Source organism: Fictibacillus nanhaiensis, from assembly GCF_036213205.1.
Lineage (GTDB): Bacteria > Bacillota > Bacilli > Bacillales > Fictibacillaceae > Fictibacillus > Fictibacillus nanhaiensis_E.
This window is the reverse complement of sequence record NZ_JARMFC010000001.1, coordinates 670489-687198: the sequence shown is the minus strand read 5'-3', so window position 1 is coordinate 687198 and position 16710 is coordinate 670489. Positions and strand designations below refer to the sequence as shown.

At 42.9% G+C, this 16710-nt stretch carries 12 protein-coding genes; 9 read left to right on the top strand and 3 right to left on the bottom strand.

Annotated features, from left to right (window positions below):
• The first annotated feature begins 37 nt into the window (after nucleotides 1-37).
• The 3 genes from P4V41_RS03320 to P4V41_RS03310 all read left to right on the top strand — a co-directional run bounded on the left by P4V41_RS03320 (nucleotide 38) and on the right by P4V41_RS03310 (nucleotide 4406).
• Nucleotides 38-1258 (top strand): glucoamylase family protein, encoded by a 1221-nt coding sequence (locus P4V41_RS03320; protein WP_328083404.1) that lies wholly within the window; start codon nucleotides 38-40, stop codon nucleotides 1256-1258.
• A complete protein-coding gene (locus P4V41_RS03315) occupies nucleotides 1255-3666 on the top strand; it encodes a beta-galactosidase (RefSeq protein ID WP_328083403.1) in 2412 nt (803 codons plus the stop codon). The genes P4V41_RS03320 and P4V41_RS03315 overlap by 4 nt, the downstream gene beginning before the upstream one ends.
• Nucleotides 3667-3959: 293 nt before the next feature.
• On the top strand, nucleotides 3960-4406 hold the full coding sequence (locus P4V41_RS03310; protein WP_328083402.1) for a hypothetical protein: 447 nt from the start codon (nucleotides 3960-3962) through the stop codon (nucleotides 4404-4406).
• Between the two features lie 48 nt (nucleotides 4407-4454).
• Here P4V41_RS03310 and P4V41_RS03305 read toward each other — a convergent pair whose 3' ends face one another.
• The gene (locus P4V41_RS03305) at nucleotides 4455-6626 is read right to left on the bottom strand and encodes a glycoside hydrolase family 3 N-terminal domain-containing protein (RefSeq protein ID WP_328083401.1); all 2172 of its coding nucleotides are present in this window, start codon (nucleotides 6624-6626) and stop codon (nucleotides 4455-4457) included.
• A gap of 268 nt (nucleotides 6627-6894) precedes the next feature.
• On the opposite strand from P4V41_RS03305, the gene P4V41_RS03300 reads away from it, so the two are divergent.
• Nucleotides 6895-7509, top strand: a complete 615-nt coding sequence (locus P4V41_RS03300; RefSeq protein ID WP_328083400.1) for a hypothetical protein — start codon at nucleotides 6895-6897, stop codon at nucleotides 7507-7509.
• A gap of 468 nt (nucleotides 7510-7977) precedes the next feature.
• Here the strand turns inward: P4V41_RS03300 and P4V41_RS03295 are convergent, their stop codons facing one another.
• Nucleotides 7978-8205: a hypothetical protein gene (locus P4V41_RS03295; protein WP_328083399.1), complete on the bottom strand. Its 228-nt coding sequence runs from the start codon at nucleotides 8203-8205 to the stop codon at nucleotides 7978-7980.
• Between the two features lie 140 nt (nucleotides 8206-8345).
• On the opposite strand from P4V41_RS03295, the gene P4V41_RS03290 reads away from it, so the two are divergent.
• From P4V41_RS03290 to P4V41_RS03275, 4 genes are all read left to right on the top strand, one after another.
• Entirely contained in the window at nucleotides 8346-8870 is a 525-nt protein-coding gene (locus tag P4V41_RS03290) for a type 1 glutamine amidotransferase domain-containing protein (protein WP_328083398.1), read from the top strand.
• A 368-nt stretch (nucleotides 8871-9238) separates the two neighbouring features.
• Nucleotides 9239-10750, top strand: a complete 1512-nt coding sequence (gene argH, locus P4V41_RS03285) for an argininosuccinate lyase (protein ID WP_328083397.1) — start codon at nucleotides 9239-9241, stop codon at nucleotides 10748-10750.
• A 104-nt stretch (nucleotides 10751-10854) separates the two neighbouring features.
• Nucleotides 10855-12174 (top strand): peptidoglycan-binding protein, encoded by a 1320-nt coding sequence (locus P4V41_RS03280; RefSeq protein ID WP_328083396.1) that lies wholly within the window; start codon nucleotides 10855-10857, stop codon nucleotides 12172-12174.
• Nucleotides 12175-12312: 138 nt separating this feature from the next.
• Nucleotides 12313-14328: a penicillin-binding transpeptidase domain-containing protein gene (locus tag P4V41_RS03275; RefSeq protein ID WP_328083395.1), complete on the top strand. Its 2016-nt coding sequence runs from the start codon at nucleotides 12313-12315 to the stop codon at nucleotides 14326-14328.
• A 278-nt stretch (nucleotides 14329-14606) separates the two neighbouring features.
• On the opposite strand, the gene P4V41_RS03270 is transcribed toward P4V41_RS03275, so the two are convergent.
• Nucleotides 14607-15584 carry a nuclease-related domain-containing protein gene (locus P4V41_RS03270; RefSeq protein WP_328083394.1) on the bottom strand — a complete coding sequence of 326 codons (978 nt, stop codon included), beginning with the start codon at nucleotides 15582-15584 and terminating at the stop codon, nucleotides 14607-14609.
• Between the two features lie 149 nt (nucleotides 15585-15733).
• Here P4V41_RS03270 and P4V41_RS03265 point away from each other — a divergent pair, with 149 nt between their 5' ends.
• Nucleotides 15734-16522, top strand: a complete 789-nt coding sequence (locus P4V41_RS03265) for an SGNH/GDSL hydrolase family protein (protein WP_328083393.1) — start codon at nucleotides 15734-15736, stop codon at nucleotides 16520-16522.
• Nucleotides 16523-16710: the final 188 nt, after the last annotated feature.

Sequence of the window (16710 nt, the reverse complement as noted above, 5' to 3'; positions counted from 1 at the left end):
TATTAAAAATTAAGTAAGAGATGAGAGGGGAATAACGATGGATACACAAAAACTATTGGACCTTGAAGCAAAAGGGTGCTTTAATTTCTTTTGGAACGAAGCTAACACGGATAAAAACAGCCCGGGATACGGGTTGATCCTGGATCAGTCAGCGAATAAAAAAGTAGCAAGTATCGCATCAAACGGATTCGGATTAACGGCGATCATCATCGGAATCGAGCGCGGATGGATCACGAAAGAAGAAGGATACGAGCGTACTAAAGGGACGCTTGAAACTTTCTTAAACAACGTGGAACACGCGAGCGGCTTCTTTTACCACTTCTTAAACATGCAGACAGCGAAGAAAAACGAAGAGTGGTACGACTGTGCGTCAATCATCGATACGGGAATCTTCCTATGTGGAGCCGTAACATCTGCTGAATACTTTGGCGGAGAAATCGCAGAGCTTTTTGAAAAGATCTATGCTCGTGTCGACTGGAACGTGTACTATGATGAGCCGGTGAACCAGTTCTACATGGGATACAACCCGGAAACAGGCGGCTTCCACCATTGGGATATGTACGCGGAGCAGATGATGACGTACGTGCTTGGTGTTGCATCTCCAACACATCCCGTTCCAGCAAAAATTTATGACGGCTTCGAGCGAAGAAAAGGAACGTACAAAGATTACGAGTACATCCACGCGCCAGGAAACGCAATGTTTGTTCACCAATATTCGCACGCGTTCATCGATTTTAGAAATATCGTCGACGGAGACGGAATCAACTGGTTCGAGAACTCGGTAAAAGCATCCCTTGCGAACCGTGCGTTTTGTAAAGAAAAATCGAGTGAGTTCAAGACGTATCATGAGAACGCGTGGGGCTTAACGGCTTGTGCGAGTCCGACCGGCTACCGCGTCCCAGGTGCTCCTCCATATTATGAAGGGTGTACGCCTGAGCTTGAAGGGACGATCGCACCGACGGGAGCAGCGGGATCGATCGTGTTCACACCAGAAGAGTCGATCGCGGCAATGAAGTACTTTTACGAAGAGCACCCACAGCTTTGGAGTGAGTATGGTTTCCAAGATTCTTATAATCTGGATGTCACGCCAGCTTGGTATTCAGACCATGTAATCGGGATTGATAAGGGAATCACGCTTCTTATGATCGAAAACTATCAATCTGGTCTCGTGTGGGATCTGTTCATGAAAAATAAGTATGTGAAACAAGGTGCTGACCTATTAGGTTGGAAAAAGACAGAAGGAAGTCCTGTTAAATGATTGAGGTCAAAAACAAACAGATCATCATCGACGGTAAGCCTGTTCTGATCACGTGCGGTGAGATTCATTACTACCGTCTTGATAAAAGCGATTGGCAAGACCGTTTGAACAAGCTAAAAGAAACAGGATGTAACGCCGTGGCCACTTATGTGCCATGGCTTTGGCATGAGCCGGTGGAAGGGCAGTTTGATTTTACAGGTAAAACGCGTCCAGAAACAGACCTTGCCGGTTTCATCGACCTTTGTACGGAAAACGGCTTTTATTTCTTCGTTCGTCCCGGGCCGTTCATCATGGCCGAGATGAAAAACGAAGGCCTTCCTTATTGGGTGTACGAGAAGCACCCTGAAATCATTCCGGTTGGTTGGGACGAAAGCGAACCGACTACACCGACCGTGGATTATCTCGCACCAGGATTTTTACAAGAAGTGCGTAAGTATTATGAAAAAGTGATGGAAGTGGTTACGCCGCGCACCTATCCAAACGGCGGAAAAATTATCGCGTTTCAGCTTGATAACGAGATCGGCATGCTGTCATGGGTGAGCAACACACCGGATTTAACAGACAACGTGCTGAACGATTTATCAAATTGGTTAGTTGGTCGCTATGGAGATACCGTTTCTGAGCGTTACCCGTTTTCTTTAGAAGAAAGCCGTGAGCGAAACACTGCATTCCGCTCTCCAAAAGAAGAGTATGCGGCACAGCTGTTAAAAGATCTAGGCTATTACATGCGCTACCGATTCGCGAAATATATTGCGATTTTAAGAGAGTATGCAGAAGAGTTCGGTGTGAAAGACATTCCGTTCGTCGTAAACATCCACGGAACAGGCGGAGGACGCGGGTTCACGTACCCGATCGGAATCAGCCAGCTTTATGAAACGTATAACCAAGGACCTGGATATATCTCGGGATCTGATATTTATTTTGGCGATCTCGACATGAAAACGTTCCAAGACCTCTACATCATCAACGGTCTGATGGAAGCTGTGCATACCGAAGATCAACCGTTAACGTCTGTTGAGTTCAACTGTGGAGATGGTAATTTTGGTGAGACGTTAGGTGAGCGCTATGATCCATCAGCTGCGGATTTTAAGTTTAGAATGTGTCTTGCTCAAGGAAACCGACTGATCAACTATTATCTGTTTGCTGGCGGTAAAAATGCGAGACTAGATACGTTAGTTGATGATGGCAACGACCGAATTGCATCAACTGGTGAACGCCATGGTTTCGCGGCACCAATTGGTCCAGAAGGCGACTACAATTATACGTTTCCGCGCATGTCACGCGTGAACCAAAGTGTGATGGCGGTGAGTGATAAGCTCGCACGTATGAACGAAGAACGAGATGAAGTATCGTTTGCGTTCATCCCGGATTATTATATGACCGAATATCGTTATCCAAAGAGCGAAGTGATGCGTGAGATCCTGTCGAACATTGAAGCGAACCGCGGTGCTGGAGCTTGGGAGATCATGGGCCGTGCGATGCTGCTTAACGGTTATCGTTTTACAGCGGTTGATGTTCAGAACAAACCGCTTGATGTAGCTGTAACACCTGTTCTCGCGTTACCGTCCGCTCGTTACATGGATAGTGCTATCCAGGAGAAACTCGTAAACTATTTGAACATCGGCGGGAGCATTCTTCTATACGGTGAGGTTCCTCTTTATGATATGGAAGGGAAGAACTGTACGCTATTAGCGGAAGCGCTAGACGTGACGTATAAAGGGATAAGCCGTGATGGTCACGGAAACTATCTATCTATCTATGGAGACAACTGGGCTTCAGCTCAGCCCGAGATTCGTTCAGGCTTCGTTCAGCGTTTTGAAGTTGGACCAGATGTGACGCCAATTTTCAGAGTGTACGGATCTGGAGATGTTTGTGGCTTCGAGTCTGAGGTAGGAAGCGGACGCGCGATCGTGATTGCCAGCTTCTATCGTTGCGATCTGCCTTTCTTCAAAACAGCGCTCGAGCGACTAGGAAGTCGTGCGAAACTAACGCATGATTGCCCACACCACGGCATCTTCATGACATCGACTGCTGATGCGGAAGGTGAGCGTTTCCTTCATCTGTTAAATTTAGATGGATTTGATAAAGAATTTACGCTTTATGAAGATGGAGTAGCGTTGTTGGGTGGAAGAAAGCTGTTGTTGCAGAGCAAAGACGGTGTGATGCTGCCTATGAATCTATCGGTTGGTCGTGTGAAAATTGCTTATGCGACCGCTGAAATTACCGGTGTAAGTGAAGATTATATCGATTTCCGCCTAACTCAGGTGGAAGATGTGATTGCATTTGATTCTAGAACGAAGATTTTACCGAGTGCTGATTATGTAATTGAAGAAAATGATGAATTAACTCTCGTTCGCAGCAAGAAACATGCGAAAGTGGATGATGCGTTGCGTGTTTTGGTTGGATAATTAAGTATGACTGCTCTTTTAGGGCAGTCTTTTCTGTTTTCAGGGCTAATTGTTAGGTCGTTAAAGATGCGATTTTTGAATTTGTGCGTACTGAGGCTAAGTTTGTGCGGAAAGTTGAATTTTTTGTGCGAAATACTAGTAATTGTGTGTGAAAAGTTCATGAATATGTGCGCAAAATGATCATTTTTGTGCGAACGTGTAAGAATTATAAAAACACGTACCGTAAAACGAATAAAAACATTTACTATAGTCTCTTCTACTGGTATAAATTACCTATAAGGGAGGTGCCACGAATGAAAGTACTTAAGCATCACAGCAAAATAAGGCGCAATAGCCTTGCTATTATTGGTTTAGTTATTATCCTTACTAGTTATTTTCAAGTGGATACATGGTGGACTTATGCGATGGGCTGTTTACTATTACTATGCATCCTTCGATATGAATCGAGCTCAGAACTCAGACGCTTTTTTAACTCCATTTGGTTTGTTTATCTTGCTTGGTTCATCCTTCTACTCGCAGGCGGAGCAGATCGAGACATGACAATAGAGGCTTTAGGCAACGTTGCTCTAATGGCAGGATTCTTTTTCCCGATATTTCTTCCCTCAATTTCTATCATTCCTTACTATCAAGTAAAATGGCTCCTACCATATGAATTGAGAACGTTTAAACGAGCTGTAAACTATGTTTTCTATGGATGGTTGCTTTTTTGGGTCGTTATTATTGGCTTATTTCAGCTATAAAACGCATGAAAAAAGAGGACTACCTCATAAGGCGTCCTCTTACCCAATTTACTTAACCAACCTAAAAGGAACACTAACCACATCATGGCTGTTTTTCCCTATAAAAATCGTAAACTTACCAGAATCGCTCATGAACTCAAGGTTCTCGTGGTGATAGCGAAGCATTTCTTCAGTGATCTCAAACGTTACTTCCTCAGACACGCCTGGCTCAAGTACAATCTTTTTATAACCTTTAAGCTCTTTCACCGGACGAACAACATCACCGGCAATATCTCGGACATACAGCTGAACAAGCTCTTCACCAGCCATGTCGCCGATATTCGTTACCATAACAGAAGCTGTAATCGACTCATCCTCCGTCAACACATCACTAGACAACTTAACATCGTCGTACTTGAACTTTGTGTAGCTCAATCCAAAACCGAACGGGAATAGAGGCTCGTTCGGGATGTCCAGATAATGAGACAGATAGCGCTCTTTATTTTCTGGAGTTGGCTGTGGACGACCTGTGTTGAAGTGGTTGTAATACACAGGAACCTGACCTACTGAATATGGGAACGACATCGATAAACGTCCAGACGGATTCACGTCTCCGAATAAAAGATCTGCGATCGCAGCGCCTGCTTCAGTACCTGGATACCAAGCTTCTAATACAGCATCGACTTGATCTACTACACCATGTAGGTCAAGTGGACGACCGTTAAAGAGAACCGTCACGATTGGCTTACCTAACTTTTTCATCTCCTGAATCAGTTGAAGTTGAGGCTCTGGCAGACGAATGTCAGCTCGGCATCCTGCTTCACCACTCATGAATGAAGCTTCTCCAAGTGCGAGCACGATCACATCCGCATCACTCGCAACACGAACCGCTTCTTCCAATTGCTCATCTGTTACAGACTCAACTTCACAACCGTCAGCAATCGTTAAAAGAGAAGGATCAGCCAGTTTACCCAACAGACCTGTATCTACTTTTACCACATCATCATAAGCACCTTGCCAAGACCAAGGTCCCATCAAATCGCCATTTGTAGAGAATGGACCGATCAGTGCGATTTTTTGCGTGGATTGAAGGGGAAGAACGCCGCCTTCATTTTTTAATAAAACACAAGATTTTGCAGCCAGTTCACGTGCTACATCACGGTGCTTGTCACACAGAATCACTTCTTTCGCACGCTTCTCATCAGCACCACGGTAAGGATCTTCAAAAAGTCCAAGCTTCTGCTTCAGCGTTAAGATACGTTCTACTGATTCATCAACGAGAGATTCAGATAACTTGCCGGTTTCCACGAGTTCCTTCACATGGTCGACATAGCACGTTGTCATCATCTCGATATCAACACCAGCTGTGAGCGCTTTATATGCCGCTTCTGCTTCGTCTTCAGCCACACCGTGCGGAAGCTGCTCTTTTACAGCACCCCAGTCTGAGATAATCACACCGTCAAAGCCCCACTCGTCACGAAGAAGGTCGCGCATCAGTTTCTTGTTCGCCGTTGCCGGAATACCGTCGACTGTATTGAACGCCGTCATCACCATCTCACAGCCCTCATCAAGCGCCGCTTTATAAGCAGGCAGATAAGACTCGCGAAGCTGACGTTCAGACATGTTCACCGTATTATAATCGCGTCCGCCCTCAGGAGCACCATATGCAGCAAAGTGCTTCACGCAAGCTGCAACACGATCTTTGTCGTTTGTTAGATCACTTCCTTGGAAACCGCGAACGAATGCACGAGCGAACTCACTGTTCAGAAATCCATCTTCACCCGTTGATTCCATCACACGGCCCCAGCGCGGGTCACGAACGAGGTCGACCATTGGAGCGAACGTTACGTGAACACCAGAAACAGAAGCTTCTTTTGCTGCGATCTCTGCACTCTTTTCCGCTAGATCCATATCCCATGAACAGCCGATCGCAAGAGGTACCGGGAAGATCGTCTTAAAACCATGAACAATATCAGCCATCATCAATAAAGGAATGCCATGACGGTTTTCTTTTAAATGTGCGTCTTGGATGTTGCGCGTTTCACGAGCTCCTGATCCACCAAGAACAGATCCCGTATTGCGAATCACATCATCCGTAATCCCCATCTCCTGCATAGGACCCGTGATGAAGCCTTGATCAGATGAACCTTTAAAGAAAGGAGTAGCAAGCTGAACCAACTGGCTGATCTTTTCTTCTAATGTCATGTCTTGAATTAAATGTTGCACGTTTTGCTTAAGCATAAAGAAAACCTCCTGGATATCGTTTATTGTGTATGGTCTGATACAATCGAAACGTTTCGATAAACCTGATAATAAAAATTATAAGCGCTTTCATTTTGAGAGTCAATGAAAAATCGAAACGATTCACCTTAGTTTTTTAGAAAAGGTTGGAAAGTTTTCTTGACATAACTTTTATACTCTTTCATATAGTTGTAAAGGATTTTTAACTAGTGTAACGAACAAAGACATTAAGCAGAAGTGGTGAGCCATTCAGAAAGGGGAACTCTCTATGAAGACCTTGCTTAGGATAGGAATTTTTATTATTATAGCAATCATTTTGACTGCTTGTTCTAATAGCGAAAATGAAGAAGTAAAACCTCAAAAGCCTCCAGTTGAAGAGAAAGAGAAAGAATCACAAACAAAGTTACCGCCTACCCAAAATATAGAAGTAGAAGTTGAGGGGATGAAAGAGCAGCGGCCAGCTGAACTTATGCAAAGCTCAAACGGCTTTCACTTTTACATGCTCGATCTGTACCATTTTGAAAACGAGAACGAGCAGACAGGAAGGATTGAATTTCTGAACGATTCTTCTTTTTATGCGACAGTTGAAAAGTTGGATCCATCCGCTGATATCGAAAGTTTGAAGAAATCGTCAATGAAACGAGCTGAAGAACAAACCGGAAAAGCGAATGAGTTAGCGGCTACTGACTTGTACTTTTCTTATTTTCGTGATGCGAAGTTTTATGTGAAGGGGATAAGCGAACAGCACGATGTGGTGATGTATCTTGTGAAAGAAGTGGAAGGCGAATTGTTTTACTTCTCCCTTCATATCCCATCAAAAGCAGAAATGGAAGGCGTAGAAACAAGCCTGTGGGCAATGCTGCAAACAATAAAGCCAAATTAAATGGAAAGATCCGGACAAATGTGTAACGGTGTCACAAAACGTTAATATCATTTTTAACAGTAATATTTGCTGAATATATATGTGAACTAGGCAGGTTAGCGGAAGATGAAAATAGAAAATAAAAGTAGAATTTATTTACATTTAAAGGAATGTATTCTTATTAATTATTTGGGAGTAGAAGATGAAAAATAAAAAAAGAAATAGAAATAGCTTTTTAAAAGATACCCTAATCGAGTTTGTATTTGAATTGGTATGGAACATCATAATGTTAATACCAAGAATGATAATTCGCTTAATAGGGCACATTTGGTGATAGCGTTAGTCAAAACAGAGCTACCGGTTGCGTTTGCAAGAAGTGCTGTTCTTCTGTTAGAACAAGACACGAATTTCATAAGGATCATTAAAGTCGCTTAACGTCAAAGTTAAGCGACTTTTCATTTTCTATACCTTTTGTGGTGCCGGATTTTTCTATTTCGCTACATCTTTCAGTTTTTCATTTCGATGTTCTCTTTCCTTCTCATCTGCAAGATCGTACTTTTTCAAAAGATGAAACACTTCATTTAAGTAGGTCTGATCAGCATCATCAGATAAAGAGTCGCCAACTTCCATCACTAGTTCACGCGGCATAAAAGCGGATTGTTCTGCTAGCTTTTGCTCTACATCTTCTAACGTGTGGTCAATCGTGCATTTGCCCATTTTTATCCAAGCTCCTTCCATATCGTACGCTTTATATTGAAAAAATCGTAACATACATCTCTGTTGAAGTGGAAGAATAGTGTCTCAGCTAGGATTCATGTTACGCTAATAAGGATATAAAAATAACGGAGGTGTTAAACATGCGTTTAAAAGGTAAAAAAGTGCTCAGTCTCGTGCATCATGATTTTGAGGACTTAGAATTGTGGTATCCGATTTTACGTTTGCGTGAAGAAGGGGCGATCGTCGAACTTGTTGGAGAGAAAGCAGGAGAGACGTACATCGGAAAATACGGTGTTCCGGCCGATGCTGATTATGCGTTTGGTGATGTGAATGCTGGAGATTACGATGCAATCTTAGTTCCGGGTGGTTGGGCGCCGGACAAGCTGCGCCGTTTTCCTGAAGTGATCGAGATGGTTCAACATATGGAGAATAACAAAAAGCCGATCGGCCAGATCTGTCATGCCGGCTGGGTTCTTGTTTCAGCAAAAGTTTTAGACGGTAAAAAAGTAACGAGCACACCTGGAATCAAGGATGACATGGAGAACGCTGGTGCAACGTGGATCGATGAACCTGTCGTTGTAGACGGTCACCTCGTATCAAGCCGCCGTCCGCCGGATTTACCTGATTATATGCGTGAGTTTGTTGCGGTTTTGGAAGCTAAATAAGATGTCACACCCAAAAGTTGTCGTGATGAAGACTTTTTGGGTGTTTTTTTGTTGTGCAAAGTGTTTTGCTAGGCGGTATGAAAGTTAAAATTTAGCAATTTGTGCGTAAATGGAAACAATGTGTGTGTAAACAATCATTAGATGTGCGCATTACATGTCGAAGTGTGTGTATTCGGTGTCGAATTGAGTGCAGAAAGAAGAAAAGTGTGCGAACGTGTAATAATATAAAAAACACGTACCGTGAAAAACTTTGTTCACACGGCTTCACGAACACTAATCCCAATAACATGATGTATCCGAGTTCCCAACACCCACTCATCTCTATACACTACTAACACATATTCCTTCACAGTTAGGAGTGAAAAGACATGCCATCCAAAGACGATTTTATCAAGCAAGAAGGCACAACGTTCCCCGGCAAAACATACGTGGAACACTTGCTGCGACCCGTATTCAACGACCAAAGAGACTATCTTTTTAAACATATGTTTAACATTCACCGCGCACATGTTGTGATGCTATCCCAGCAACAAATCCTGGATAAAAGTGAAGCCGCGAAAATACTCAGAGGTGTAGAAATCATAGCGAAGATTGACCCGCAAACACTAACCTACGACCCACAATTCGAAGATCTATTTTTCATGATTGAACAAAAAATCAGTGAAGAAATTGGACCAGATCTTGCGGGGAGTATGCATATGGCACGTAGCCGGAATGACATGGGAATCGCCATGTACCGTCTCGTGCTTAGAGAACACATCCTCACACTTACAGAAAGCGCACTCTTGCTAGCAACAGCCCTTCTAGAAAAGATCTACGAACACTCGGAAACCGTCATGACAGCCTACACCCACACCCAGCCCGCACAGCCGACAACGCTCGGCCACTACCTAACCGCTGTGTTAGACATCCTAATACGTGATATTAAACGGCTAGAATCAACATATGAAACAGTGAACTGTTCACCAATGGGAGCAGCGGCACTCTCTACAACGAGTTTTCCAATCGACCGCAATAGAGTTTGTGAACTACTCGGTTTCTCCAAACTTATTGAAAACTCCTATGACGCTGTAGCTGGCGCGGATTATTTGATAGAAACAGCGACCGCCGTGTTAACGTTGATGACGAACAGCGGACGTTGGATTGGAGACTTCCTTCAGCTCGTTACCCGTGAACACGACATCATAAAAGTGGCAGATCCATACGTGCAGATCAGCTCGATCATGCCACAAAAACGAAATCCGGTTTCCATCGAACACTCACGCGCACTCGCCAGTTCATCAGCAGGAGAAGCCCTGGCTGCAATTCACATGATCCATAACACCCCGTTTGGCGATATCGTGGATACGGAAGACGACCTTCAGCCCCATTTATATAGAAGTTATGAAAAAGCAAACCGAGTGATGTACCTCATGCATGCAGTCATCCGGACGATGGAAGTGAACAAAGATCTAGCGCTCGCTCGTGCGAAAACATCATGTATCACGATTACAGAGCTTGCGGACTTTTTAGCAAAAGAAAAGGGAGTGCCGTTTCGAAAGGCTCACAACATAGCGAGCACCATCGCAAAAAAATGCTCATCTGATAAGTTAGAACTTCCCGACCTGTCTCTTCAAACGGTTCAACAAATTTTGACGACTCATCACCAACACCTGAATCTCACCCAAAAAGAGTGGGAGGACATCATCTGTCCGATTCAGTTTGTGAAAAGGCGCAGTATTCAGGGGGGACCGAATCCGGATGAGGTGAGGAGGATGGCTAAAGAACGGCGCATTGTGATAAATGATCTAGTGAAGCGTCTTAAAGAAAGAAAAACGAGCCAAACTTTAGCAGAATATAAGCTGCAATGTGCAATTCGTAGTCTAATAGAAGGAAAATAAAAAAAGCCAGCAGGCTTTTTTTCGTTTTATGTCGAAAAGACAGTTAAATAAATATCCATAATTGCCGATATATGTAATAAACGGTATTTTTGAAGGAGGAGAACATGGAGAACACGGTTGTAAAACGGTTAGTGATGACTTCTGCGTTTGCTGGTGCATTTTTTGCTGTTCCTCTCGTTGGTGAAGCTGCCTTAGGTGATAACACCCTAAAACCTGGGACAACGCATGCGGATGTTCAGCAGCTGCAATCCATTTTAAAGCAAAAAGGATTCTTTAAAGATTCACAAACGACAACGTATTTTGGACCGATTACAAAAAAGGCAGTTATGGATTTTCAGAAAGCGAACGGACTCGTTGTAGATGGAATCGTGGGGAAGAACACGTATAGCAAGCTGTTACAGAAATCGTTTCAAGAAACGGCCCCGAAACCAGCTGCACCAAAGCCGATAGCTGCAAAACCAGTTCCGTCGAAGCCAGCTGCATCAAATCCAGCGGCTAACACTTCTTCGAAAGAAATGAAGCTGAACTCCACAGGACAAGCTGTCATGAAGCTTCAGCAAGACCTAAAGTTCCTTGGTTTTTTTACATATTATAAAACGACCGATTATTATGGAACAATTACAACCGAAGCAGTGCGCAAATTTCAAATCAGTCAAAAGTTAAAAGCTACAGGTGTGGCTGATGCGAAAACGCAAGAATTAATCGCGAAAGCTGTGGCAGCTAAAAAAGCACCGGCGGCTCCACCTAAGCCAAAACCAACGCCAGCTCCATCAAAACCGGCGACACCACCAGCAACATCAAAGCCTCAGCCAATCACTTCTAAGGAATTGAAGTTTGGCACAACAGGACCAGAAGTTAAGCAGTTGCAAACGCGCCTTAAAAACTTAGGCTTCTTTACATATCCGATGATTACGGACTATTTTGGGACGGTAACAGAAGATAGCGTTGAGGCGTTTCAAAAGGCACATGGCTTACCTGTGACAGGAATCGTAACCAAAACCGTTTTGGACAAGATGACTGAAGTGGAGAACAAAAAGCCAGAGCAAATCAAAACGCCAAATGAAATTACGATCAACGTAATCGCGAACGCGGCAGAACTTATGGGAACACCGTACGTTTGGGCAGGAACGACTCCGAGCGGATTTGATTGCAGTGGATTTATTCAATATGTGTTTGCAAAAGAAGACGTAGCGCTTCCAAGAACGGTTGCTCAGATGTGGAACGCCACAACGGCTGTTTCTAAGCCAGCCGTTGGCGATCTTGTATTTTTTGAGACGTATGCCACTGGTCCATCACACCTTGGCATCTATTTAGGAAATGATCAGTTCGTTCATAGCGGATCGAGCACGGGTGTGACGATCAGCAATCTCACTTATAAGTATTGGCAAGACCGATATCTTGGGGCTAAGCGTATTAATTACTAACAATCTATCACCTTGTGCGTATCTTTATCTATGCGCACAAGGTGATTTTTTTATCATGTAGTTATCACACATTTATTACCAGATATTTTGCTATAATGATTAAACACTTGTTTAATGGTAGGGAAAGGAGTTCTGTTTTTGAAGAATTTTTATAAAATCCTCGTATTAGCAGCACTTTGTTTTGTCTTTTTGACGGCGTGTTCTGAACCGCCAAAGCCAGAATCAACGGTGGAGAAGTATATGTCTGCGTGGCAGAAGCAAGATTTTGAGAGTATGTATGACATGCTAGATTCAAAGTCTAAGAAAGCCATCTCGAAAAAAGAATTCGTAGATCGTTATACTACTATTTATAGTGGCATTGAAGCTGTAGATCTTAAGGTTAAAGCTTCAGGGAAAGTGAAACAAAACGAGAAACAAGAAGAAAAGGCTGAAACCTCGTATTCTGTAAAAATGAACACACTCGCGGGTCCGGTGGACTACACGCATAACATAAAACTGAATCTAGAAGAAAAAGAAGATACAGAGAATTGGAGAGTGGAGTGGAATCCGTCACATATCTTCCCACAGATGAAGGAAGGAGATAGAATCTCTGCTTCATCCACCGCGCCAAAACGTGGAGCGATTTTAGACCGTGAAGGAAATCCGCTAGCGTTTAACGGAACAGCTTATGAGGTATCGATCGTTCCTCAAGAACTGCCGGAAGACCAAAGCAAAACAATCGTCCCACTCGCAAAAATCTTAGGCATGACACCTGAAGAAGTTCAGAAAAAACTGGATCAGCCTTGGGTCAAACCTGAATATAGTGTTCCAATTAAGAAGATGCAAACCGATAACCCAGATATTCAAAAAGCCGTAGCACTAGAAGGTGTGCAGTCACCAAAAGCCGAAACGAGATTGTATCCGCTAGGAGAAGCGGCAGCCCATCTAACAGGTTATATCGCACAAGTAAATGCTGATGACCTGAAGAAGTTAGAAGGTAAAGGATATATCGCGCAAGATTTTGTCGGTAAAGCCGGACTCGAGAGATTGTATGAAGAACAGCTTCGCGGTCAAGCGGGCGGTGTCATTAAAGTACTTACGAGTGAAAAAGAAGAAAAAGCGGTTGTCGCAGAGAATGAGGTTGTAAACGGTAAAGACGTGAAAACGACGATTGATAGCGACGTGCAGAAATCTATCTATGCTCAACTTCAAGGGGATGTTGGAACTTCATCTGCCATCCACCCAAAAACGGGAGAAGTGCTGGGGCTTGTAAATAGTCCTTCGTACAATCCGAATGAATACACACTCGGCCTGACAGAAGCGGTACGAAAAAAGTGGAGTGACGATCCGAAAAATCCACAGCTCAATCGTTTCGTATACACGTATGCACCTGGATCGGTATTGAAACCAATAACAGCTGCAATCGGAATGGAGAACGGAACACTCAATCCGAGCGATGTCATAAACGTGAACGGTAAGTCGTGGCAAAAAGATAAATCATGGGGCGGGTATACGGTAACTCGTGTTAGTGCCGTTCCAAGTGTGAACCTTGAAAAAGCTTTGATCTACTCAGACAACATTTATTTTGCTCAAGCTGCACTGAAGATCGGACAAGAACCGTTCGTGAACGGCTTGAAAAAGTTCGGATTTGGCGAAGATCTGCCACTCGCGAATCCATCTACAATTGGTGAAGAAGGAATGACCGAAGTCCAGCTAGCAGATAGCGGATATGGTCAAGGAAAGATCGAGATGAGTCCACTTCACCTCGGAATTTCATATACGCCATTTTTAAATAACGGAAATCTTTTGAAACCGCAGATTCTTCAAGATGAAGCGGCAGGTCAGCCGGCTGTTTTAAAGGAAAATGTGATATCTGAAGAAACGGCAGCGATCCTTCGAGATGATATGTCGAAAGTGGTCTCGAACTCTGCTGGAACGGCTCATGATGCCTACATGGCGAAGCTGCCGCTTGCTGGGAAAACAGGAACGGCTGAACTCAAAGCCAGTAAAGAAGACAAAAACGGTATGGAGCTAGGCTGGTTTGTAGCGTATAACACTGAGAATCCGTCCCTTTTAGTCACGATGATGATTGAAGATGTGAAGGGAAGAGGCGGCAGTCACTATTTGGTGCCAAAGGTGAAGAAGGTTTTCCAAGATCATCAGCAGAAATCATAGATCGAAGGAAGCCCCTTGCTAAGCAAGGAGCTTCTTTTTTTATGCTGATCGATTTTTATAGAAGTCTATGAGTCGTTACCAAAGTTCTATGAGTCAAAATCACCATCCTATGAGTCGTTATGAATGGTCTATGAGTCAAAATGAATGTCCTATGAGTCAAACCAAATTCTATGGGTCAAAACGGCCCTGCTATGGGTCAAACACCAACCTCTATGGGTCAAACCAGATCCAACATCACATCATCACATCATCACATCCACCCCTAATACCCCATCTCTTTAATCTCTCCAATCATCAAAATCCAAATGATACTTTCTATGACGCAGTTCTCCAGACGTCGGTAAGTCCATGCTCAAAAGGTATTTCTTAGCTATTGTCCGTGATTCTAGCTGAATAAAGTCACGAAACTGACTATTGGTAATCGTGGGGCCGAAAAGAAGAGAGTAGTCTTTCAATGCCTGAATGTGTGCTGATCTTGAGTAACACTTACACGAAGGGCAGAACCACTTTCTTGTATTCCTGATCATTGGAATTAAACCGCAACTAGGACAGGCTACACCTTTCACGATATCATCTTCTAAAATTTGATACTTTTGCAGCAGATTTGGGATAGAGGGAGTGTGTGCTTTCAAAAGCCCCTTAGAAAGCTTACGTAAATCCTTCATCGAGAGCCGTTCCTCTGTATGCTTCTGGTCAAAATAACGAATCTTCTCTGGAAGATTGATTTTGTGAGTAATCCATTTGTAAACTTTCGAGCGGCCGGGGGAGACTTTAATTTGCGTTTGAGGATTGCTTATGACAACAACAGCTTCAACAGGGATCTCCGAATAAAGATGATTCTTCAGCCAATCCAGTAAACAATAACGCTGCCTTTTCAACTGTGAAATAGGATCTGCGAATGCTTCTTCAATGCCATTGTAAGTTCTAATAAGTTGGAATAAGTCTTGATCAAAATAGAGTTTGCCAGAAAAATTCTTAACTTCAATAATGAAAAAGTAATATGGAGTTAGGATTAGAATGTCGAGTTGGAAATACGAGTCGTTATGAGGAATACGGAGGTTGTGAAAAATTAAATACTCTTTTTGAGGTAAGTGCTTCATGTGAAAATCAATGGATTGCTCGCCTTTATAACCTGACAAATACTTGGCGAGTTCATCTTCCAAGTAAGTTCTCAGAGGATAGTGTGGCAGCAGTCGTGTTAAAAGTAATTGTAAACCGGAGACAACAACTGGTGTACAACGCTCTTTCATAATCATTTCATTGAATCACTCTCCTTTATATACATTCGAATTCTAGAAATAAACGAATTTCCCTGCACCAAAAGTCTACATTTTTCAACAATTTTCTTGTAATAGAAAATTTTACCCATTATTATAGTGATAGACTATATAAGGGGTTGGGACGGGTGAAGAAGCGTCGATTTTTAACAGTGTTTATTATGGTTGCATGTGTTACGAGTGTGATTGGCGGGCATTTTTATTACAATAATAAATTAGAAGAAACAGCATATGCGGCAAAACTAGAACTAGCAAAAGCTCCAAATGTGAAGACAGAAACGGAGAAAACAGCGGCTAGTGAGAAGAAAGTAGAGCATTTTGGTAATGCTCCTGCTGGAATCGCTGATCTATACAACAAGAAAAAAGCAGCGGGTGAAAGCTTGAATCTTACGCTTGTCGGATCATCGTTAACGACGACAGAAGCTGGCAATTGGGCTACACTTTTTACAGCAAAAATGAACGAGGCGTACGGTAAAGATGTGACTGTTGGAACTACGAGCTTCGGAAAATTTAATAGTTTAGAGTTAACTAGCCAAAATAGCTATGCGGAGCTAGTTAAAAAGAAAACAGATGTTGTCCTTATTGAGCCAGTTCTGATGAACGATAATGAGGGTGTCTCAATCGATGATACTCTTTATGTGTTGGGTAAAATGATTAATGATATTAAATTTACAAATTCTGAGGCGATTATTGTCATTCAGCCATCTAATCCGATCTATCAACCGGTTAAGTATGCGACTCAAGTAAGTGCGTTAGAGGCTTATGCAAAAGAGAAGGGCATTCCTTATCTCGATCATTGGGTAGCTTGGCCAGACGTTGATTCAGAGGAACTCAAAAAATATGTGACAGATGATCTAGTTCCAAATGAAGAAGGCTATAAATTATGGTCAGAGCATGTTTATAATGTGTTCAAATAATACTGAACAAATCTGCCTTTTAGTGAGGCGGATTTTTTTTATTTGATAGTGTTTAAGAGGGAAATTCTTCAAAATTTCTAGTGACCGATAGGAATAACAACCTTATTAACGAAGTATATGTATGGCTCTTGATTGTGAAAAGGATAACTATTGACGGGATACGTATGAAGAAGTAGCATGAAATGAGG

Excerpts from the sequence above, each read along its gene's own strand:
- P4V41_RS03320 (WP_328083404.1), top strand. The coding sequence starts at position 38 with ATGGATACACAAAAACTATTGGACCTTGAAGCAAAAGGGTGCTTTAAT.
- P4V41_RS03315 (WP_328083403.1), top strand. The coding sequence starts at position 1,255 with ATGATTGAGGTCAAAAACAAACAGATCATCATCGACGGTAAGCCTGTT.
- P4V41_RS03310 (WP_328083402.1), top strand. The coding sequence starts at position 3,960 with ATGAAAGTACTTAAGCATCACAGCAAAATAAGGCGCAATAGCCTTGCT.
- P4V41_RS03305 (WP_328083401.1), bottom strand. The coding sequence starts at position 6,626 with ATGCTTAAGCAAAACGTGCAACATTTAATTCAAGACATGACATTAGAA.
- P4V41_RS03300 (WP_328083400.1), top strand. The coding sequence starts at position 6,895 with ATGAAGACCTTGCTTAGGATAGGAATTTTTATTATTATAGCAATCATT.
- P4V41_RS03295 (WP_328083399.1), bottom strand. The coding sequence starts at position 8,205 with ATGGGCAAATGCACGATTGACCACACGTTAGAAGATGTAGAGCAAAAG.
- P4V41_RS03290 (WP_328083398.1), top strand. The coding sequence starts at position 8,346 with ATGCGTTTAAAAGGTAAAAAAGTGCTCAGTCTCGTGCATCATGATTTT.
- argH (WP_328083397.1), top strand. The coding sequence starts at position 9,239 with ATGCCATCCAAAGACGATTTTATCAAGCAAGAAGGCACAACGTTCCCC.
- P4V41_RS03280 (WP_328083396.1), top strand. The coding sequence starts at position 10,855 with ATGGAGAACACGGTTGTAAAACGGTTAGTGATGACTTCTGCGTTTGCT.
- P4V41_RS03270 (WP_328083394.1), bottom strand. The coding sequence starts at position 15,584 with ATGATTATGAAAGAGCGTTGTACACCAGTTGTTGTCTCCGGTTTACAA.